Source organism: Micromonospora sp. WMMD1082, assembly GCF_029626175.1.
Classification (GTDB): Bacteria; Actinomycetota; Actinomycetes; order Mycobacteriales; family Micromonosporaceae; genus Micromonospora.
The window spans coordinates 1,321,169-1,340,694 of sequence record NZ_JARUBM010000002.1; the positions used below are offsets into that span (position 1 = coordinate 1,321,169).

Annotated in this window: 18 protein-coding genes; 2 read left to right on the top strand and 16 right to left on the bottom strand. The window is 66.5% G+C overall.

Translation table 11 applies throughout. From position 1 onward, the window contains the following. The first annotated feature begins 220 nt into the window (after nucleotides 1-220). Together O7615_RS06210 and O7615_RS06215 are read left to right on the top strand one after the other, a co-directional pair. Complete coding sequence (locus O7615_RS06210) at nucleotides 221-910, top strand: 4'-phosphopantetheinyl transferase superfamily protein (protein ID WP_278176348.1); 690 nt, start codon at nucleotides 221-223, stop codon at nucleotides 908-910. 287 nt (nucleotides 911-1,197) lie between these two features. Beyond that, the gene (locus O7615_RS06215) at nucleotides 1,198-2,469 is read left to right on the top strand and encodes a hypothetical protein (protein ID WP_278176349.1); all 1,272 of its coding nucleotides are present in this window, start codon (nucleotides 1,198-1,200) and stop codon (nucleotides 2,467-2,469) included. A 1,179-nt stretch (nucleotides 2,470-3,648) separates the two neighbouring features. Here O7615_RS06215 and O7615_RS06220 read toward each other — a convergent pair. The 16 genes from O7615_RS06220 to O7615_RS06295 all read right to left on the bottom strand — a co-directional run bounded on the left by O7615_RS06220 (nucleotide 3,649) and on the right by O7615_RS06295 (nucleotide 19,101). Then, on the bottom strand, nucleotides 3,649-4,485 hold the full coding sequence (locus O7615_RS06220; protein WP_278176350.1) for a hypothetical protein: 837 nt from the start codon (nucleotides 4,483-4,485) through the stop codon (nucleotides 3,649-3,651). A 1,649-nt stretch (nucleotides 4,486-6,134) separates the two neighbouring features. Beyond that, nucleotides 6,135-6,437, bottom strand: a complete 303-nt coding sequence (locus tag O7615_RS06225; RefSeq protein WP_278176351.1) for an NUDIX domain-containing protein — start codon at nucleotides 6,435-6,437, stop codon at nucleotides 6,135-6,137. Between the two features lie 53 nt (nucleotides 6,438-6,490). Continuing rightward, nucleotides 6,491-6,934 carry a SitI3 family protein gene (locus tag O7615_RS06230; protein ID WP_278176352.1) on the bottom strand — a complete coding sequence of 148 codons (444 nt, stop codon included), beginning with the start codon at nucleotides 6,932-6,934 and terminating at the stop codon, nucleotides 6,491-6,493. A gap of 15 nt (nucleotides 6,935-6,949) precedes the next feature. Further along, nucleotides 6,950-7,348: a hypothetical protein gene (locus O7615_RS06235; protein WP_278176353.1), complete on the bottom strand. Its 399-nt coding sequence runs from the start codon at nucleotides 7,346-7,348 to the stop codon at nucleotides 6,950-6,952. A 191-nt stretch (nucleotides 7,349-7,539) separates the two neighbouring features. Then, nucleotides 7,540-8,067, bottom strand: coding sequence for a DUF6244 family protein (locus O7615_RS06240; RefSeq protein ID WP_278176355.1), 528 nt, complete (start codon nucleotides 8,065-8,067; stop codon nucleotides 7,540-7,542). 258 nt (nucleotides 8,068-8,325) lie between these two features. Then, entirely contained in the window at nucleotides 8,326-8,991 is a 666-nt protein-coding gene (locus O7615_RS06245; protein ID WP_278176356.1) for a Sua5/YciO/YrdC/YwlC family protein, read from the bottom strand. 124 nt (nucleotides 8,992-9,115) lie between these two features. Continuing rightward, a complete protein-coding gene (locus tag O7615_RS06250; protein ID WP_278176357.1) occupies nucleotides 9,116-9,865 on the bottom strand; it encodes a phytanoyl-CoA dioxygenase family protein in 750 nt (249 codons plus the stop codon). Nucleotides 9,866-9,891: 26 nt separating this feature from the next. Beyond that, nucleotides 9,892-10,650, bottom strand: coding sequence for a creatininase family protein (locus O7615_RS06255; RefSeq protein ID WP_278176359.1), 759 nt, complete (start codon nucleotides 10,648-10,650; stop codon nucleotides 9,892-9,894). After that, nucleotides 10,647-11,438, bottom strand: coding sequence for a methyltransferase domain-containing protein (locus tag O7615_RS06260; RefSeq protein ID WP_278176360.1), 792 nt, complete (start codon nucleotides 11,436-11,438; stop codon nucleotides 10,647-10,649). Before O7615_RS06260 ends, O7615_RS06255 begins: the two co-directional genes overlap by 4 nt. Further along, nucleotides 11,435-12,091, bottom strand: a complete 657-nt coding sequence (locus O7615_RS06265) for an HAD family hydrolase (protein ID WP_278176361.1) — start codon at nucleotides 12,089-12,091, stop codon at nucleotides 11,435-11,437. Before O7615_RS06265 ends, O7615_RS06260 begins: the two co-directional genes overlap by 4 nt. Continuing rightward, nucleotides 12,088-12,531 (bottom strand): hypothetical protein, encoded by a 444-nt coding sequence (locus O7615_RS06270; RefSeq protein WP_278176362.1) that lies wholly within the window; start codon nucleotides 12,529-12,531, stop codon nucleotides 12,088-12,090. The genes O7615_RS06265 and O7615_RS06270 overlap by 4 nt, the downstream gene beginning before the upstream one ends. Beyond that, a complete protein-coding gene (locus O7615_RS06275; protein ID WP_278176363.1) occupies nucleotides 12,531-13,568 on the bottom strand; it encodes an enolase C-terminal domain-like protein in 1,038 nt (345 codons plus the stop codon). Before O7615_RS06275 ends, O7615_RS06270 begins: the two co-directional genes overlap by 1 nt. After that, nucleotides 13,568-15,535 (bottom strand): hypothetical protein, encoded by a 1,968-nt coding sequence (locus O7615_RS06280; protein ID WP_278181993.1) that lies wholly within the window; start codon nucleotides 15,533-15,535, stop codon nucleotides 13,568-13,570. Before O7615_RS06280 ends, O7615_RS06275 begins: the two co-directional genes overlap by 1 nt. Before the next feature lie 7 nt (nucleotides 15,536-15,542). Continuing rightward, nucleotides 15,543-16,442, bottom strand: a complete 900-nt coding sequence (locus O7615_RS06285; RefSeq protein WP_278176364.1) for a hypothetical protein — start codon at nucleotides 16,440-16,442, stop codon at nucleotides 15,543-15,545. A 412-nt stretch (nucleotides 16,443-16,854) separates the two neighbouring features. After that, nucleotides 16,855-17,730 carry a DMT family transporter gene (locus O7615_RS06290; protein ID WP_278176365.1) on the bottom strand — a complete coding sequence of 292 codons (876 nt, stop codon included), beginning with the start codon at nucleotides 17,728-17,730 and terminating at the stop codon, nucleotides 16,855-16,857. A gap of 33 nt (nucleotides 17,731-17,763) precedes the next feature. Continuing rightward, nucleotides 17,764-19,101 (bottom strand): hypothetical protein, encoded by a 1,338-nt coding sequence (locus tag O7615_RS06295; protein WP_278176366.1) that lies wholly within the window; start codon nucleotides 19,099-19,101, stop codon nucleotides 17,764-17,766. Between the last annotated feature and the right edge of the window lie 425 nt (nucleotides 19,102-19,526).

Consider the following 19,526-nt stretch of genomic DNA (forward strand, 5'->3'; position numbering starts at 1 on the left):
CTCGCCGGTCGGTTCCACCGACGCGTTCAGGCTGTGGGCCGGACGAGGCGGTCAGGTCCACCGGAGGCACTCGCGAGAATTCGATCGAGGCAGCAGTCTGGTCGCGGCAGTCAGACCTGCTCGATCGAGCGTCGCTCGACGGGGGCGCGTTGTGGACCAGTTGCCGCTGGTCAACCCGCCTGCGTTCGTCCTCGGTGTGAGGCATGGCATCGTGGCTCAGGTGGACTGCGTGGTGTGGTGGGCCCGCATCGACGACTACCGGCCGGAGTTGGACTCACTGTTGTCTCCGGTGGAGAGCGCGCGGGCCGCTCGGCTGCGGCAGCCCGAGGACCGCGTTCGCCAGGTGCTGGGCGCGGCACTGCTGCGGCTCGCCGCGGCCTCCCAGACCGAAGCGTCGGCCGGCGCAGTGGTCGTCGACCGTACTTGCTCCCGGTGTGCGGAGGCGCACGGGCGGCCGACGCTGCCGGGTACTGGGCTACACGCGTCCATTACGCATTCCGGTGGGCTGGTTGGCCTGGCGCTGACCCGGGCCGCGCCGGTCGGACTCGACGTCGAGCGGGTCTCCGGCATCGACATCGAAGGGCTCAGCCCCAGCGTCCTGCACGCCTCGGAGCGAGCCGAGTCGCCGAACCCGTCGGGCTTCTTGACCTACTGGACTCGCAAGGAGGCGGTGGTCAAGACCACCGGCGACGGCCTCAACACCGCGCTGGCCGACGTGCAGGTGACGGGCCCGATGGATCCGGCGGCGCTCCTGTCGTACCCGGGTCGCGCACGTCTGCCGGCGTACCTGGCAGACCTGCACCCGGCGGAGGGCTACCGCGCAGCAGTGGCGATCCTGACCGCCGCCCCGGTTGGCGTGCTTGAACGTCCAGCGTCGCGACTCCTCTGCGCTCTCCCGTTCTCGCCGTAATCCTGCCGGGAGGCGCGCGCATCGGCCCAATGGCGACGAAGCCGGCAGCCACGGTAGCCGCGTGAGTGCGAGCGCCGCGGCAGATGCTTGTCGCGGCCGGCCAGGCAAAGATCAACGGTCACATCCTGATGCCGTGCCCGCTCCGGCGCCGCTGGGCGAGCCGGGACGGGGTTGCTTGCGAGATCCACGCATTTGGCCGCCATGTCGGCGTCGGTCGATACCCTTGCAGAGCGCGGATGCAGCTCGGCCGATTCCGGCCGAGCACGAGGACCGCCACCGGGGGACCAGTGACCCAACCAGTCTGGGAGCAACTCGACCCGCTCGCCATGAACGACGGGGTGTACTACGTGCCGGCCGCAGTCGAGTTGCAGCCCCGCCTTCCGGACTGGGGTCAGCCCGACAAGCCCGCTCTACGCGAGCGCCTGGCGAACGATCGACCCCACGGCATCCGCGGCCAGAAGCTGCTCTGCCTGCTCTGCATGCGCCACCGAGGCCAGAACGGGCTCGGTCGGTCGCCGGTCTGGATGACGCTGGTGGAGGGGCAGCACGGCCAGGTGTTCCGGCACGAGGACGGTCGCTCACCGCACCCGGAACACGAGCCCGAGACCGACACTCACAAGGCGCTCAAGGAGCGCAAGGCCCGCACGCGGCGGTCCGTCGGCGGCGACGTCAAACTCGAAGTGTGGCGACCGCGCGCCCGCCGTCGGCCCGACGTCGTGGCGGTCGGCCCCCTCCTGACCGTGGCCGGCGAGGTCCAGCACTCCAAGGTCGCCCCAGGTGACATCCGGGCCCGGCAAAAGGCTCTCCACAAGGCGGGCGACCGAGTGGTGTGGACCACCGACCGCAGCGCCGACAACATCGCGTTCCTCCACCCGGTGCCGCACCTGTCCGTGCCCGCTCTCAGCGACTATCGCCTGTACTTGACCGAGCCCCGGCTTGAGATCGGCGCGGGCGCCATCACGTTCGAGGCGCAGCGATGCGGGTGGGCGGACCTCTGGACCGGCACGAACCGCTGCCCGGTCACCCGCAAGGCCGTGCCGTGCGGGTGCCTGCACCTCTACCCGACCTTTAACCCCCGCAGTTACAGCCGCGAGAAGGCCGCCACCACCGCAGTGTTCCCGTGCGGCCCGCGCCCGCACCTGGACCACCTGCTGGAGGGCATCCTGCAGGGGTCGTGGTTGCCGTATCGGCACCGTGACCGAGTTACCTGGATCCCCGCGACCTCCCACATGGAGGTCGTCGCCGAGCGGGGCGGGACCCTGGAGTTGGCCGAGGGCAGAAGCGCCCCACGCTGCGACCGGACGAACGAACGAGCCTGCGAACGCCGAGCCGGAGCGGTCGCCGCCCAGAGCGAGGCACCCGAGGCGGAGAACCTGTCCCCGTGCTGCGGCGAGAGGCCGCCCGGGCGTGCCGGGCAGCCGCTGGTTCCCGCCTGCATGCTCTGCCGGAACTCCCCGACGTACTACGGAGAGACGAACTTGACCGGGAAGCGACCCGGGCCTGACGACCCAACCGCGCCGTCTGCGCCCCGCCATCGCTCAGCGTTATCAAGGTCGTGATCGGCGCTAACCGCCGCCCTGCTACCGCACCATCTCGATGTAGTACCGAGCCCGCCTCGAACGGAGCCCGCGGGAGTCAACGAGGCGCAATCAGGCCAGGACGTGATGTCACCGACACTGAAGCTTCCGCGTTGGATCGACTCGGCTTCGGCATCCCAGCGTCAAGATCAGCAAAGCTTGACGGACGCAGCTGACTACGCGTCGATGGGGTCGACCCGAGACCACATCAGATGGGCAGTCAGAGAGGTTTATTGACATATGAGCGATTTATACACAAACTCTTATCAGACGCGCGCCCGTCGGGCACGCGCCACGGCCATCGTAGGATCTGGTCATGATCCCGGCATCCAACACCGACCCGCTAGGGTCGCTCACGGCAGAGGTGCGCGAGGGAGATGCCTACGATTTGATGGCAAAACTTCCTCCGGCGTCTATTGACCTGATAATCACGTCGCCTCCTTACTGGGGACTCAGGGCATACGGACTTGACCACAATGAGGAAGTTCTCGAAGAATGGATTGCCGAGGGCAACGATAAGGCGAAATGCCCCCCTTACGACTGGTACCGCGTTCACGGTGGAGTCCTGGGGCTTGAACCTCTGCCAGAGTGGTTCGTTGCCCACCTCGTCGAGATACTTCAGCGGGGCGCGGCAGCACTGAAGCCACGCGGAAGCATGTGGGTAAACATCGGAGACACGTATTTCGCACGCTGGTCGAGCATTCGGTCAAATGGCCGGCAGGGCCTAGGCAACAACCCTCGGACTCGCCGCAAGACACCAATGGGCGGATTCCGCCAGGAAAAACAACTCCTTATGATTCCCGCTCGTTTTGCTATCGCAATGCAGGACCTGCGCTGGATCTTGCGAAACGACCTTATTTGGGAAAAGCGGAATGTCCCCCCGCGACCCGAGAAGGATCGACTAAGGCTCGATTGCGACGGACGCAGCATCACTTTCCCACTTCGCGTTGGACACCGCACCGGCCGCCGCGCTAGCGGAAGGCGGCTCGGCCGACCGAATTATAACAACGCTTCAGAACAAACTATATAGGCGACTCCCTCTTAACATTCATGGACAGGCAAGTTTGTTCGATACCTGATTCTTGATCGTTTCAGGTGGCTGAGGCGGTACTCAAGGGCTGGGTGCCGCCGGTAGGCCCATCGGCCCTGGAGACCGGCGCCTCAGGTGCTCCTTACCTGCGCTGAGCAAGCGTTCGAGCAGATCCCATCACGAATCTGGATCACCCGCTCGTCCGACAGCCTTGCCAGCCGGGCCAGCTCGGCCGGGCCGGTGCTGGCCGGCAGCTTCCGGATGGTGGTGTCTCTGGCGCGGATCAGCGCCGTGCGACGGGCGTCCAGGTGCCGTGCCTCGCCGGCGAGGTTGGCCACCAGCTTCGGGTTGGCCTCTTCCTTCGTGGTCTTGCGCTCGTGCGGGTACAGGTCACGCACCGCTGCGCCGGCCAAGCGGGCGGCTTGGCGCTTGGTCCAGCCGGCGTGCACGGTTAGTGCGGCGGCAGCTCGGTTTCGGCGCTGTACCAGGTCGGCATGCCGGCTGGCGAGTTCACGGATCTGCGCGGCGGCCGCCGCGATCAGCGCGGAGGGTTCGTCCGGCAGGTCCAGCGCGATCTCCGGCTTCGCCTCGCAGTAGGACGTTTTCTCCAGCTCCTTGGCCTGCTTGTAGAGGGCCCACAGTTCCCGCACGTCGTGCTGGGCGAGCAGCAGTGCTTCCTCGGCGTTTGCCTCCGGCTGGCGGCGTGGCCGGGCGGCGTTTTCGACGGCCTTCCGTACAGCGGCGACCTTCGAGGGGCGCCCGTAGATGGAGATGCAGAGCTGCGTGAGCGTCCAAGCGTGGTGACTGTGCAGGCCAGCGGCGGCAGTGTCGCGTACTGCGAGGGCACGGCGGTGCGCGGCACGCAGCTCTCCAGCGAGCATCCTCGCCTGGGTGGTGCGGATCGGGCCGGCGGGTGCGCCGCTCGCTGTGGTTAGTCGGCGCGCGTACGCCTCGATCTCGATCGTCATCCGCGGTGGCATAGCTATCGTCATGAGGTTCCATGGCTCGCGATGTGCCACCCCGAACCAGGTGACGGCTTAAGGTGTATCACGCATTAACACTGGTGGCGGATCTTCGCCCCATCAGACAAGGCCCATCCGCCCTCCGGCCGACAGGATCACCGGCCGTCGCAGCCCGGCGGCGGATCGCCACTGCGGACCGCCACTGCCGCTCGGCACCGGAAACTCGTGGGTGAGCGAGCTCATCGCCGTCGGTGGCGCTGGTCTGTCGGCGGTCGAGATTGCCCGACGACACGCCCATGTTCGCGGCCGTGGCCGAGGAGCCGGGCGCTCCGACTCCTCGTCAAAGTGATTAGTGCGGAGGCTCGGCCATGACGGCCTGGTAGCGGCGTTCATGCTGGCCGGACGGTTACGGACAGCAAGAACGCTTTCGGGGTGGCGCGAGTTCGGGATGCATGCGTAGGTCGGACCTCAGGTGCTGTCGGTACCCATGCCGGGTTTCCGGCCGGTGCGGCACGCCTTCCACACACCCCAAAGTGTGGCACCATTTCGGCTAGTACATCGACTGCGGCGCCGCCAGCAGGACTTAAGCTTAACGAGTTGGAGCCGCTATGGACACGCTCGAAGTTCCTGGTTCACCGCAGACGCGAAAACGGTGCCGGGTATCGCACACACACGCTGCCCGGCCCGACAAACACACCCCCGCACGCACCTCGCCCTACCCCTCCGACCTGGATCTATAGACACTTGCACATATCTCCAAGTCCGTGCGACGCAACTTCCACGCACCGGCACCCTAGTTCCAACCCGAGCCCCCCGCGCGTTACCGTCTCCATCGCACGGTCCCCCCACTGCGGTCGCCGGATTCCGACGTAGATGGAGGGAGGTGACGAGTTGGGAGCAGAACGAGAGGACCACGCCCCCGACCGTAAGACCGCACGGCTGTACGCCTGGGCGGCTCTTATCGGTGCGCTGGCCACTCTTGTAGGCGCCCTGACGGGCTGGATCCCCACCTGACAGCGAGCAGCTGGCAGGCGGGAACCCGCCGGTGGATCGGTCGCCGCGTCGTTTCCGAGGCGGAGCGGCGGCCGGTCCCTCGCACGCGACGATAGGTCGCGCGAACGCGGCCGACTCTAACGCTCGCAGGTCAGCCGTCGAAACCCATCCGGCGCTTACTTTCCGGTGAGTGCACACCAGCGCACCCAGTAGACAGGTCCGCACCGCCGATCGGACAGCCGCTGATAACCGCACGATGTCCTGCGCAGTGCCGCCTAGGTTGAGGCCAGCGAGCTTGACGCCGGACGCTGGAACCCCATTCAGCGGTACAGCCTCTCCGCAGTTTGCGGGATATCGGGCAGCGTAGCGACGCGACCTGGAGTGCTCAAGGCGGCGGCGCGGCCGGCGGCCGGATCCTGTTGGGCATCGTCTTTGCCGGACCGGAGCTGCCCCCATGCACCCGCTACAGCTCCGGGGGACGTGCAGGTAGGCCATCTGTTCCGTCGACGTCCTCGGATGGACCGGTGGATCAGTCATACAGGCGTCCCAGCAGGGCACCTTGGCCGGACTTAAGGATGTACGCGGCTTCCAGCGGGATCGAGAAGCACTCGAAACGGGCGGGCTCCTGGTTCCCGTCGTGGTCCTCCTGGCTGTTCCACCGGTCAGGGGTCGCCTCGGCCAACTCCAGGTGGGAGACGTGCCGGCGCTGGACCTCGAACCGGTGAGGGGCTCATGTCGTACTGCGTCTCACCGAGCTTCCGCACGATGGCGAAGCTCGTCAGGTCCGTCTCTTCCCGGGCCTCGCGAAGCGCCGCCGCCTCCGGTGTCTCATCCTCGCGGATGCTGCCGGCCGGGACCTGGATGCCGACCTCCTCGTAGCTGTAGTCGGTGTGCCGGAAGACCAGCAGCTTCCCGTCGCGCACGACATGGCACACGACCTTGTCTCGGGTGACCCTCTCAGGCACGCGATACTCCTCTCGTTGTGGCCGCAAGCGCGCCTCGGCATGGTCTCGAACGTTCAGAGGTCGGTGATGTCGTAGGTGTCCCACCATGAGGGGCGGTGTTTCCGTAGAGTTCCGGCGACTCGGGTCAGTAGCAGCCAGTTGCCGTTCAGGATCAGCGCGGCGTCTTCGGGGCGGCCGGCGAGCACGCGGGCCACAGCCGTGACCATGTTCGGTGTCGCGGCGGGCAGGAAGTCGTCCTTGGGCATGTGGAAGACGATGTTGACGTAGGTGTCGGGTTCCCATTCCCACTGGGAGCCGTCGTCGTCTTCGGCGTCGAGGTAGCCGTTGCTGCCGGCGTAGATGCTGAGGCTGTACCCAGACGTGTGCGCAAGGTCCGCGCCCAGCAGTCGGGGGTAGCCGGGTCGAATCGACTCGTCAACGCCGTTCGGGGCGGCGAGTTCGGCCACCTGTTCCAGCGGGATGGGGCCCGCCAGCGTCAGTCGGTACTCGATAGCCACGTGCTGCCTGCCTTCTCAGTCTCGCCGGACGATTTGAATGATCTCACCGCTGCGGGTCACCGCCGTCAGTTCTTTGAGCTGGCGGATTGGCCAGTCGTCGAACTGTTTCTGCAGGGCGCCGAGGTCGCCGCGCCAGTCCCGCAGGTTCAGCGCCACGCGTTGGGTCTGCTGGCTGGCCACTTTTGCCGACACCTCCGTCCAGATCCCACGCACGGCCTTGCCCGGGGTCGGGGAGTAGCAGTCGAAGACGTGCCCCTCTATCAGGTAGTCCGGGTCCTTGTCCGGCTTCCCGACGTCGCCGGTGTTCTGCCGCGCCTCGGCGATCTCCCGCCTGGTCGGGTTCTGGTGGACCCGGTAACCCTTGCCAGCGACCGTGTCGGCACACCCGTTCTCCAACTCCAGTGAACGTCGCACTTCTGCGTCCTCTCGTGGTGGGATGCGGGTTCGGGGGCCGGTCGGTGATCCGCCGAGAGCACCAGTGGGTTGACGGGTCCACGGGCTGCCACGTTCATCGGATGTGCCACCACCAAGGATGGGAGATTGGAGGCTCGGGGCACGTGTGGCGGAAGGGATCGGGCTGGTCGGTACGTGACCGCCAGCCCCGCTCAGTTTCCCGAGGACCCGAGCTGTCGCGCTTCGGCGATCGCCGCTTCTACGTGCTGCCGGCCGGTGCCGATGCGCTGGACCACCAGCACCAAGACCTGCTTGATGCTCTCCAACGCCTGCAACAGCGGCCCGGGCTGTCCACCCTGCAAGATCATGGTGACGAGTTGCTGTGCCTCACCGACCTGTTTGATCACCCCCGACGCCGAGTCACGGGCGCTGCCCATCGCGGCCTGCACAGGTGTGAGCCCGGAGATCGTCTCCTGTGGGGTGGCTTGCTGCGGGACCGCTGTGGTGGTCTTGGTCGCCTCAGCGATTGAACCGGAGAGGCTGCCCAGGCCGCCCTGGATCGCCGTGACTGCGCCGCCTACCCGGGTTATTCCCGCCGCCACGGCGGCAAAGCCTGACCCCGCTGCCCGCATCGACACCTCCTGCACCTGCCTGTCGGCTGCGGCTGCCAGCCCCTGCGCGCGCTCGACACCCGCCATCAGCGCACGGAGTTCACCGGTGATCCTGTCGATGTGCGACATGTGACCCGCCTTCCGATCGAGGACAGCAAAAGGGTGCTCGGCCGCTGAAACTACCGCTCCTCGTCGCGGCCACCACAGACCCTCGATAGCAGGCCCAGCCGCGAACCGTGACGTGGCGGGGAGGTGCAGGCTCGGGACAAGCCGCCCCACGTCTGCATAGCGGGCCAGAAGCGGCACCCCGCACCCGCCTGCTCAGCGACTGGGCGCTGAGCACAGCCACCTGTGGTGAGCCGACAGGCGCACCGCAAATCGTCCAGGTTAGGAGACAGCCTCTGTGCCTGCGCCTGTGGCGACGGCTGCGATTGCGGCGTTGACGGCCCGGTCGTGCACGACACCCGACCTGACGATCTTCGCATGCGGTTCGGTGCAGTCGATGATGGTGAGGTGGTGGGCCAGCGGGCTGATGCCACCGTTGATGCAGTAGGCGACGTTGATGCCGGCCTCCGTCACAAACTGTTGCACCTCCTCGGCCGTGATCGCTGGCCCAGTTGTACTGCTCGGGTCTGAGCGGTTGGCGGTAGTCGCGGCGATGGGGACGGTGCACTGTTCGGCAAGCTGGCCGAGCAGCCCCGGGTCGAGGGTTACGAGAGCGTTAGGCACGCCGACTGGCTCGTGTCGCTGCGCGTGATCGAGGTCGCGCCAGCGAAGGAACATGGCGAGATCGCCAGGCCAGAAGGCCGCAGCAAGTCGGTGGGCGGCCGGCGTCATGACGAACAGGTCGTCAGCGGCGATGCGTGACGGGAGTACGTAGGCTAGCGACTTGGACCGTGGTCTGCCCTTGCCTGCATAGATACGGTTGCAGGCCTCGCGGTCGCGGGCGTTGGCGCAGATCATGTACCAGCGGTGGGTCGGCACTACGACTAGTCCACCGGCCTCGATTGCTTGGACTGCGAGGTTAAGTTCGTCAGGAAAGATCAGTTTCATCGGCAGAATCCCTCAGCCCGCGGAGTCGTTATCGGCGGTACACGGCCGTTGTTGTCACGAATCGGGCTAGCAAGGCCCACCGCCAGCTATCGCCGCCAGCGCGGTTCACTGATATCGGGCTCGGCTACCGCGCGGGCGCGGTGAGTGGCGGGAAGTCCAGCCATGGATCACGCAGTGCGTCGAGCCTGCGGCTTGCATGGTGGACGTGGGAGACGCGGAAGTACGCCATGATCCGTGGTGTGGCGGTCAGGTTGCGGCCGACGGCGTGTGGGACCAGGTGGTGCATGAGCAGCACGTCGCCGGGCTTGCCGAGCAGTGTGGTGCCCTGTTCTACATCGATGTGTGGTGGTACTTGGGCGGTGATGCCTCGCGACCACTGCGTGCGGAACCAGTCGGCCATTCGGAGATGCCCGCCAGCGACGTAACGCAGGGCGCCGCCGCTCGGATCGCTGACGTCGGACAACACGACGCCGATCAGGAGCGAGAAGGTGCGCAGTTCGGCAGGGTCGAGGTGCGGGCACGCGACGCCGTCGACGTGCATTGCCTTCTCGGGTTGCGCCCGGTCCAGTTCCCGTTCCGGGACGCGGATCTGAATCTGTGTGGTACCAACCGGTGCCAGGTCGCCTACGAGTTCGGCCGCGAGGCGGGCGACGCCGGAATGGGCGAACAACGCGAGCAGGTCAGGATGGTCGCCGAGCTGCGGTGCGAAGGTCCGCTGGGTGTATTCGACGAGCCGGTGTTGATCCATGTCGGTTCGGTACCAGTCGGTTACGAGCGCCGCCGCGCGGTCGACTAGGTGGGCCGGGACGAAGCCGCGTTTGATGACCAGTCCTTTCGTGCTGAAGGTGGACAGTTCGTCGGCGGTGAGGGGCACGGTCGTCTCCCATCAGGTTGACAGGCTTACAACTGTTGGAGGATCTGGTCGGAGGCGTCCAGCGCGCTGGTGATGATGTCCTCTCCGAGGTCGGCCGAGGCCAGCCGCGGATCCCCGCCCGTGATACCAAACGTTGCGATGCGAGCGTCGCCCGAGTTCCACGACCAGGTGGCGCCGCGGTCGAGGATGAGTCGCTGGATCTCATCGCCGTGCGCCAGGTTGACCGTGAACGTCTCCGGCAGGCGGTCCAGATACACAGCGTGGGGGGCGAGGGCCAGCATCATGCTGGTTTCCTTCATGCCAGCGTGGATCTCCGGCAGCGCCGATGTGACGCGGACGGCCGAGAGCGAGCTCGGGTGTACGGTGCAGACCCGCACCTGGTGAGTGGCTCGAAGTTCGTAGCCGACTGCATCGAGAATGCTGCGGTTGCCGCCGTGGCCGTTGACGATGAGGAGACGACGGGCTGGGGTGGCTCGTACGAGTTCGCCGACAATGGTGTCGAGCAGGGTGGTGAGGGCGCCAATTCGTAGCGAGATGGTGCCGGGCGACCAGGCATGTTCCAGGGACAGGCCATACGGCAGCACAGGCAGCGCCCAGAGGTCGTATTGATCGCCGTATCGATCGATGAGGCGGTTGGTGAACTGCTCGGCGATGACGGTGTCGGTGTGCAGGGGAAGGTGCGGGCCGTGTTGTTCGTATGAGCCGATCGGTAGGCACAGGATCGATGTCTCGGTCAGCCGCGTGCAGATCTCAGGGGCTGGGAGTGAGCCAAACCAGCGGTTCACGCCCGTCCTCGCCGGCCGATTCGGATGAGGAACTCGTTGTCCTCGGGGAAGGTGTCGGTGTCGCTGAACCGGGTGAGGGTGACACGGATGGTGTCGTCGAATTCGTCTAGCCGATCGCCGAACAGCTGCGGCGCGGCGAACGAGGTGGAGTGGAGGTACCCGAGGATGCTATCGGCGGTCCAGATCCGGGTAACCGGCACGACGCACTCCTCGACTTGATCAAACGGTGACTCGCGCATGATGTCGCTGTAGGGTCGGTTGTGGTGTTGGAACGTGCGTTCCCCGGCCCGGCGCTGCTCACCGAGAAAGTCCTGGATGACCGAGCGAACCGCGGCCTTCCAGTCGCTAGTGGCGGTCCAGAAGCTGCTGTCACCGAAGATCGCGACTGCGCCCTGTGGGCTGACCTGTGCGTCCAGCCGGGCCAGGACGGTGGCTTGGTCGAGCCAATGGAAGGCCCGGCAGATCGTCACGAGGTCGGCCTGCCAGCCCGCCGGCGGCGTGAACGCCTCCGCCGTGACCCCCGCCAACAACAAGTGGGTGCCGGTCGGCAGCTGCGGGCGTAGCGCGGCTTCGGCAGCGGCGAGCATGTCGGCGTCGTTGTCGATGGCGATGATGTCGTCGAACCGGCCAAGCAGCGCCTCCACAACGAGACCAGTGCCGGTACCCACGTCGAGTAACCGCCGCGGCGTACCGGTGAGGGCTGTGGCGTCCAGGACTTCGGCCACGGTCGGTGGGATGCCGGGCCGGTACTGCCTGTAGAAGCCGACGGCTCCGCGGAACACACTCATGGTCGCCTCCATCGTGCGAGATCGGTAACGTGCTGGCTGGCGCCGATGAGATCAGCGGCCACGAGCACGCCAGTGTCGTTGAGCAGTTCGGGCTCAGGCACTGGTCGTCCATTCGACACCCATATTGCGGTCACGCCGGCGGTTCTGGCACCGATGATGTCGCAGTCCCAGTCGTCGCCGATGTGCACCATATGCGCCGGACTGCTCTGGCATGCGTCGGCCACGCAATGGAAGGCGGCGGGGTCAGGTTTGACGTAGCCAGTCAGGTAAGACGGAAAGTGCTTAGTTACCCACGGCCGAAGCAAGGCGTGCATGTTGTCGGTGCCTGCATCGAGGCAGGTCACGTTGGATAACGTAACCAGGGTGGCGTGACGACTCACAGAGCGCACCGCCGCAACCACGCCTGACATGAGCCGCAACTGCGGAGGTTGGATACGGCTCGGGAAGGAGCTCGCCGGAAGTTGCAGCGCGTCGCAGACTTCGGCGATGACCGCAGCATCGATCGAAGGCCGCGTGTACAGCTGCTGGCGGATGACGCGGCGCGCGTCGTCCTGGCCGAGCGGCGACGCCGCCACCAACGTTGTTGCGACAGTGGGTCCCTCGATCTGGCACAGGGTTCCCCCAACGTCGACGCTGACCAGCAATCGTGTCACGCGGTGCCTTCCGCTGCTGGCAGGGCCGTGACGATCGCGTCGATCCTGGCTTGCCGGATCGCGGAGGTGCTCGCCTCGCCAAGAAACGTGAGCGCATAGCGGCGCTCCGCCTCGTCGAGGACGGCGAGGTCACGGCGCGCGATAAGGACTGCGGCCATGAGGTCGTCGGGAATGGGGCGAGCGCGCCAACCGCGCGGTAGGTGCAGGATGCCGGCCCACGGCCCGGTGGGAGGCGTCTGCGACGGATCGAGCAGGCGCAAGACCGTGACGTCATCGAAGGTCAGGATCTGCACCTGGACCGGCAGGGCGTCGTAGAGCTGGAGCTGGCCGGTCAGGAAGGTGTCGTGTCCTTCGAGTCGTTCGGACAGCACGAGAAAGGGTCCGCTCGAATCGGCCGCGACAGTGCCGTTAATGGGCAGGCGATGGTTGGTCTTGGTCATCAGCAGCTCCTCGGCGTGGCGCCTAGGCCCGGCGAGTTGGGGACGATGATCTCTCCGCGTGTGGGCAGCCAGGGCTGTGCATACCGCTGTTGTCGGATCGGCTCCCACTGCAGGCGGTACTCGACTGCGGCGACCGCATCTGGATACGAGGCGGCGAGGTGGACGGCCGGGACGAACGAGCGGCCGTGCGGGTAGACCGGCACGCCGAGCCGTCGCGCCGTGGTCACCAGTTCGACCGCACGGGTGAGGCCGCCGCATGCAACCACGTCGAGGGTGAACGCCCGCAGCCTGACGTTGAGCACGGCCTGCGCGTCAGCGTGGAGGAGCAGTCGCTCGCCGACCGCCAGCGGCGCTCTCATCGCCAGCACCCGGTAGATTCCAAGATCACATTCTGGTAGAGGATCCTCCAACCAGCGCACTGATGCAGGGTCCAAGCGATCGAGGAACAGGCTGGTGAACGCCGGATCCCAGCTGAAGACGGCGTCGAATGCGGCTTCCTGCACGAGCGTCGCCGCCACCGCCTTGACCGCCGCCGCGAGCCGGATGGCCTCCGTCGCGCGGTCTTCGGCAGCCGGGTTTCTGCGAAGTCCCCACTTGGTGAACTGCCATCCGTCGCGGCTGACCCGCTCGACAGCTTCATTAGGGGCGCGACCGGCTACGTCCAGGCCCAACCATGAGGCGTAAAGCGGCACCCGCCGCTGGAGGGTCGCACCGAGCAGGTGAGCAACCGGCACCTGGACGAGGAGGCTATGGAGGTCCCACGCCGCACAATCCACAGCGCCGACGGCCCAGGACGCCACCGTGCCTGTATCTGCTCGAGTCGCTCGGCGCAGGGCTGCATGAAGGCCCCGGTGGTCGTCGACCGGCTTGCCGAGTGCCGTGTGCGCCAGGATCGCCTCCACGTACCGTCCGATCTCGGCGGTCACTGGCCCATACCAGCCGGTCGTGCCGGCCGCACGGAGGGCGACGAACGTCGAGTCCTCGCCCTGCGCGGTTTCGGTGGCGACAACGCGAACCGCATCAATGCAGACTGGCATCAATGCTCCCGCCTGGCCAGAAGTGCCCCGGCCGCGGAGGTGACTCCGGTGGCATCGAGCCCGGTGTACGCCGCGAGCCTGGCCTGTGGCATTGGGAAGGGAGGCTCTGTCCAGCCGACCACTGCGACGTCGCGGCGGAGACGCCCGCCGAGCAGGCCCCAGATCGTGGCCGGGTGCCCGAGCGTCAGGATCAGGACGGCGGCGCCTGTCCCGACGTAATGATGCAGGTCCGAATCCACGAAAGCCGCCATGTCGTGGACGTTGACCACGCGGACCTGACAGCCGTAACGGCTACGGATACCGACGACGGCCTCCGCGACGACGCCTGCGGCGAGGTCGCCTGCGCACACCACCGTGAGCTCCGGCTCGCCTGGATCGCTGAGGTGAGGCCACACCGCCAAACCACAGCGGCGCTCCTCCTCCACGGTCTCCCGAGGGTGCGTAGCGGTGGTGTGCTTGCCGGCGACGATGACGTTGACCCGTGCCGTTGATCGCAGCGCGTCGTCAAGCGCGAGAGCGACCCGGTCCGCGTCCGCCGGGGTGAACACGTGCACGGCCGGGTCGCTGATCCCCAACAGGGCAGTGATCAGTGAAGGGTCGCCGTGGCTGTACACGTTGTGCCAGCCGTAGGAGGTCAACAGCAGGTTGATGCTCGGCAGCGCGCGTCCGATGAGTCGCCGCTGCTTGAGCTGCCCCACCAGCGCGGTCAGCAGCAGCGGTGCGAACGCCTCGTACGAGACGAGCACGCCACGGCGGCCGCTCGCGGTCCACCCGGTCAGCCAGCCGACCAGCACCTCCTCGGCGAGCACCTCGTGCACCCACGATTCGCTCTGTAGTTCGCCAAGCCGGTTAGACCGCAGCTCGTCTGGACTGAAGACCTTAAAGTCACCCGACATGGCATGCGCCCGCAGCACCGCAGTCACCTCCGCTGCGAACCCCCGACCGGCAGGCGTCGCTGGTGGAGGCAATGGGGAGGCGGCCTGGAACGAATTGCCAATGTGGATTGTGTGCAGCGCGGACGCGAGCGCGCCCACCGGCCGCGCGTCGGTGTCGAACAGCTCACGCGGCTGGTAGGACGACAACCAGGCACGCAGTGCCGTCCGCTGGCATGGATCTCCGACCAGGTCCGTAAGCGGTGTCTTGTGCGCCCCAATAGGGCCTGACCAGCCTTTCACACACCGCAGGAACACCACCCGATGCGCTCCCTGGGCGACCGCCTCGATGCCGTCCACGAGGGCGCGGTGGAACTCAACATGCTCGGCCAACCCGCGACTTGCCCCGACCTGGACGACGACGGGCTGCCAGCCAAGACCTACGGCGTAGGCGCTCAGTTGCTTGTCGCTCATGGAACCCAGCAGCGACCGTGCGCCCATCCGGTGGCCGTTGAGGTGGACTACCGGCAGTACCCCGGCGTCGACCAGCGCCCGGTGGGCCAGCCAAGCCGCCGCAGTGGATGGCGTCTCGCATTCGCCGTCGCCGAGGATCGGCACGACGACCCGGTTCGGCGAGTCCAGCGCGAGGCCCTGGGCGAAGGCGAGCGCGCCGCCGAGCCACCCGCCCATGTAAGCACCAGCGGGCAACGCCGGATGGACTTCCGAACCCAACGTGTCACCGTTGGGAAACGCCTCCACCAGTGCCGCGAGCCCATTGACATCCTGGCCGTACCGTCGGTCCGCTTGTTGTATATCGCCGGTCAGCCAGGCCAGCGCTCGTTGGACGACGCCGGCGTGACCAGCGCCGAGAACCGGCACGATCTGCACGCCGACACCACGACCGGAAGCGAGGCAGGCATGCGCCAGAGCCCAAGCCGAGCCGGGTACCGTGCCCCAATGACCCGATGGGTGCGGCTTTACGTCGGACACGTCAAGGCGGTCGGCGGCGAGTGGATTCGATCGAAGGTGCAGCTGTGCGACTGACAGGTACGTGAGCGCCCGCCACAGCGCGTCGGCGCGTTGGGCGAGATCCATAGACACGTCAGGCTCCCACCAGTCGCTCACCAGCGAAGGTGAAGTACCACAGCGGCCGGTAGCACTCCCAAGCCTGCGGCCGCAGCCCACGTCCGCCCAGCAGGTTTTCAATCGTTGCTCTGGCCTGCAGATAGAACTCCAGATGCTCGGCTCCCGACGTCCGCAAGCCTTCCATGATCGAGTTATGGGCCTGGTACACCTGGAAGTTGGGAAACTCGGTCACGTGCTCGCCGAGTGCTGCCACGCCGGCGCGCAACTCGGTGAGCGGGTCGAGACCCACGATGTAGGTGAACGACGTGCCGACTCCCGCGCGGCGTGCCCGATGGAGCAGGTCAGGCATCTCGGCGCGCCGGAGCTTAGCCTTGCTCGCCTTCAACAGAAGGTCACGCCGGGTGAAGCACTCAGCGGTCAACCGCAGAACAAACGGCGCAACGCGAGCAGAGAGATCGGCGAAGGCGGCGTCTGACTGGATGACCGACGTGAGGAAACCGATCCGAGCGCCGATGCCTTGCACACCGAGCACCGCCCGCAGGCCACGCAGGTGTGCAACGGCGGCATCTTCGCGTTCGAAGCAGCCCGTCGAGACAGTCACCTCACGCAGCTCGCGCAAATCCCGACGCGGATGCTGCTCGACCATCGCTGCCAGCAACTCAGTGAGCATTCGCTCCTCAGACATTCGAGGATCGGCGGCAGCCTCTAGCGTGTTTGGGCAGAAGGCGCAGCCCACACAACGGCTCCGCGCGTTCGGGTTCAGCGTCGCAGCCCGCCCGTCGTCCCGGAAGTAGCCACCAACCGCCTCGTCAGCATCCATCCGCTGAACCGTGCCGACCAGGGACTCGCGGAGATAGAGATCTTGCCCTTGGAGCCGAAACGGCGACCCTACCGCGTTCAACGGCACGATCACCATCCACGACACCTCTGGTGCGGAAGCAATACGGACGCTCATCCGCGCCCGGTGCTTACGCTGATCGGACGAGATCCCGTACAGGTTCAGCGCGATCAGTACCGCATCTTCGACCGGTACCTCATAACGCGCTGCTAACCGAGCTACTTCGTCCAAGTCCTGAGTGGCAGTGGAGGGCGCACCTGGCATGCAAGCCTGCCTTCGAATCGTGGATCATCGGCGGCCCCGGCAACGGCCGGCGGCTCTGCAGGCCCCTGACGAGGCAGTGGGACCAGCAAGATCACTCGCACCTGTATAGGTTGGAACGAGGGATCTTCAGCATGATGCGTCGAGCACGGTAAACCGATCCCGGCATGCGTTCCATGGTCGGCCGCGTGACTCCACGGATAGCGTGGAGTTGCGGCGGCGCTGATCGCTAGGCGGGTGACGGTCCCGTACGTTGAGCCGCGAGAAGGCAGCCTGCCACGATCGCACCCAAACCAACGACGGCAGTAAGCGTGAGTTGCTCGCGGAGAAACACAACGCCGAACACGACGGCGAACGCGGGTGACAGATAGAACGCCAACGCCGCCCGGGCCGGCCCAGTACGCGCGATCAAGGTGTAGAAGAGCACGAGGGTCATGCCGGTGCAGACGACACCGAGAAAGACCATCGAGGCCAGTACGCCAGCACCGGGAAGCTGATCAGGCAACGTCAAGGTGGCCGGTGTGATCATCGCGGCGCTTGTGACGAGCATCGCCGAGGTGGCTACACCGAGCGGCGGGGCGGTGGCGTGGCGTCGGTGGATCATGATGGCGCCAGCGGCGTAACACAGCGCGGCGACCAGCACGAGGGCGCCACCGAGGAGGGCCAGTCGGCCGCCACGGAGGTCGACGCCGAAGAGCAGGGTGAGCCCGACAAACCCGACGGCGATGCCGACCGCGCCCCGCCAGCCCTGGGGGCGCTCGTCGGGGGCGTACCGGTAGGCGAGCATCGCGACGAACAGCGGCTGAGCCCCGATCAGGATGCCGGCGATTCCCGCTGGGACGTACCGCTGCCCGTAGGTCAGCAGCAGCAGTGGGACGGTTGACTGCACCAGGACGGTCTCGATGATCGCCCGTGGCCGCCGCCAGAGATCCGGCAGCGCATTACGGCGAATGGCAAGCGGAACCAAGAGGATGCAGGCAAACAGGACCCGTCCGAGGACAACGACCGTGGGTGACAGGTCGCGTAGCGCGACCTCGATCAACGGGTAGACCGCACCCCACAAGGCGGCAAGGACGATGAGTTCGACCCATGCCCTTCGGTTCACCGGTCGCTCGCGGGGAAGGCCGTCTGCACGCCCCTAGTTAAGCAGGACCTGACGGTAGAGACTCTGGACGCTGTCGATGTTGGTCCATGGCATGAGGTCGACCAGCAGCTCACGGAGGCGCTTGCGGTTACGCTCCGAGCCGGTGCGGCAGGCAAGGGTATAGGCCTGGCTCGCCGCATCGCAGGCCTGCTCGACCTGGTCCATCTGCATGTACGCGACCGCGAGATCGATGAGAGTTCCCGATCGTTCCCGGACGAAAGTGGGCGGCAACAAGGTGAGCGCCTCGTACAGCGCCCGAGTAGCGTCGCGGGGTCGGCGAAGACGGATCAGGCACCTGCCCTTTAGCCGTGCCGCATGACAGTCGGCGTTGTAGAAGCCCAACCACACCGGGGAACTGTTCACTTCGACGCCGTCGAAGACCCTCTCGGCTTGGGCCAGTGCGACGAGGCCGGGCCGCGGCTGGCCGAGGAGCCCGTACGCCTCGCCGGTGGCCTCGTGGAGCCAGGACCTAAGGGCTGCAGGGCTACCACGACCCGCCAAGCCCTGGGCGGCGTCGAGCACACCAAGCGCTGCCTTGCCATCCCCGGCATGAAGGTGGATATAGCTCATCACGCCGAGGCTGTACGCGTGTAGCGCCCGATCGTTGGTCTTCTCGGCAAGCGACGCGGCCAACCGGCAGTAGCCTTCGGCCTGGTCGTATCTCTGCGCGTCGATCGCGAGCCAGCCGGCCAGCTGGGCGGCGTCCCCGGCAGCGCGCAGCAATCGATGATACGTCCTGCTGGTGGTCGTCCGATTGCTGAGCTCTAGCATCCGGCGCAGGTGGGCGGCGATGTCCGCGCTCACCCGGCCCGAACCCTCTCGGTAGTCGATAAGTCGGTATGTGTCCGTCAATATCTCGAAGTCATCGACGAGCCGCTCGGTAACCCGAGTCAGCGCGGCGACCACAGGCGGAAGCGCACCGGTTGTGAGCCCTTCGGCAGAGCCGCCCGCGTAATGGTTTGATCGGGCTGGGCGAACGTCCACCGTGTCCAGGTGGCTGTGGTCCTCACCGCCCAGTAGCTCGCCAGCAGAGCACCGGTAGAGAAACGCCAGCCTGTTTAACGTGTCCAACGACGGTGCCCGGCCCGCTGGGCCCGGCCAGATCTCCCAGTAAGAGATCTGCTTTGCGGTCTTCGGGGCGTCAGCGTCGGGCCACTGCTCGTTCCAACGCTGCGCCACATCTGCCTGGGTCAGCCCATGAGCAAGGCGGAAGGCGACGCGCGGGTTGAAGGCGTATCGCTGCTGCCAGTGTGAGGCGATCTGCCGGTACGTCCAGCCGCTGGCACGAAGCTGGTCGGCCTCGCGTTGGTAGCTACGCGCGCTCCTCGCCATCCTCACCCCCAGGGTGTCCCTGCTCGCATTCGGCAAACCTTAGCGATCGCCGCTGCCCTAACGGAAGGCAATCGAACGCGTACTCCACGCTCTCCGGGGAGTACCGATTGGATTCGCATCCCACTTGCGGGGGTCGATCTTTTCGGCTCTGGATACGAACCTCGATCACAGTTCGGGTCTGATGCCTGACTGAGCCAAAGTCGCGCCGACTGGCCTCGCTGCCGCTGAACTGCGGTTCGACCCAACGCATCGAGGAAGGTTGCCGTGTTCATTACCCGGAGAGTGAGCTATTCGGACTGCCTGACTGGCGGCGCAGGCTCGACTCCACCGACACCGGTTGTCATGGTCAAACGCTTTGACGCGGGGGTTGCGTCCATGGGAGTGGTGTACGACTTGCCCGTGATGGGCGTGTTGCGTAGATGAGA

Excerpts from the sequence above, each read along its gene's own strand:
- O7615_RS06220 (WP_278176350.1), bottom strand. The coding sequence starts at position 4,485 with ATGACGATCGAGATCGAGGCGTACGCGCGCCGACTAACCACAGCGAGC.
- O7615_RS06240 (WP_278176355.1), bottom strand. The coding sequence starts at position 8,067 with ATGTCGCACATCGACAGGATCACCGGTGAACTCCGTGCGCTGATGGCG.
- O7615_RS06245 (WP_278176356.1), bottom strand. The coding sequence starts at position 8,991 with ATGAAACTGATCTTTCCTGACGAACTTAACCTCGCAGTCCAAGCAATC.
- O7615_RS06260 (WP_278176360.1), bottom strand. The coding sequence starts at position 11,438 with ATGAGTGTGTTCCGCGGAGCCGTCGGCTTCTACAGGCAGTACCGGCCC.
- O7615_RS06270 (WP_278176362.1), bottom strand. The coding sequence starts at position 12,531 with ATGACCAAGACCAACCATCGCCTGCCCATTAACGGCACTGTCGCGGCC.
- O7615_RS06275 (WP_278176363.1), bottom strand. The coding sequence starts at position 13,568 with ATGCCAGTCTGCATTGATGCGGTTCGCGTTGTCGCCACCGAAACCGCG.
- O7615_RS06280 (WP_278181993.1), bottom strand. The coding sequence starts at position 15,535 with ATGGATCTCGCCCAACGCGCCGACGCGCTGTGGCGGGCGCTCACGTAC.
- O7615_RS06285 (WP_278176364.1), bottom strand. The coding sequence starts at position 16,442 with ATGGTGATCGTGCCGTTGAACGCGGTAGGGTCGCCGTTTCGGCTCCAA.
- O7615_RS06295 (WP_278176366.1), bottom strand. The coding sequence starts at position 19,101 with ATGGCGAGGAGCGCGCGTAGCTACCAACGCGAGGCCGACCAGCTTCGT.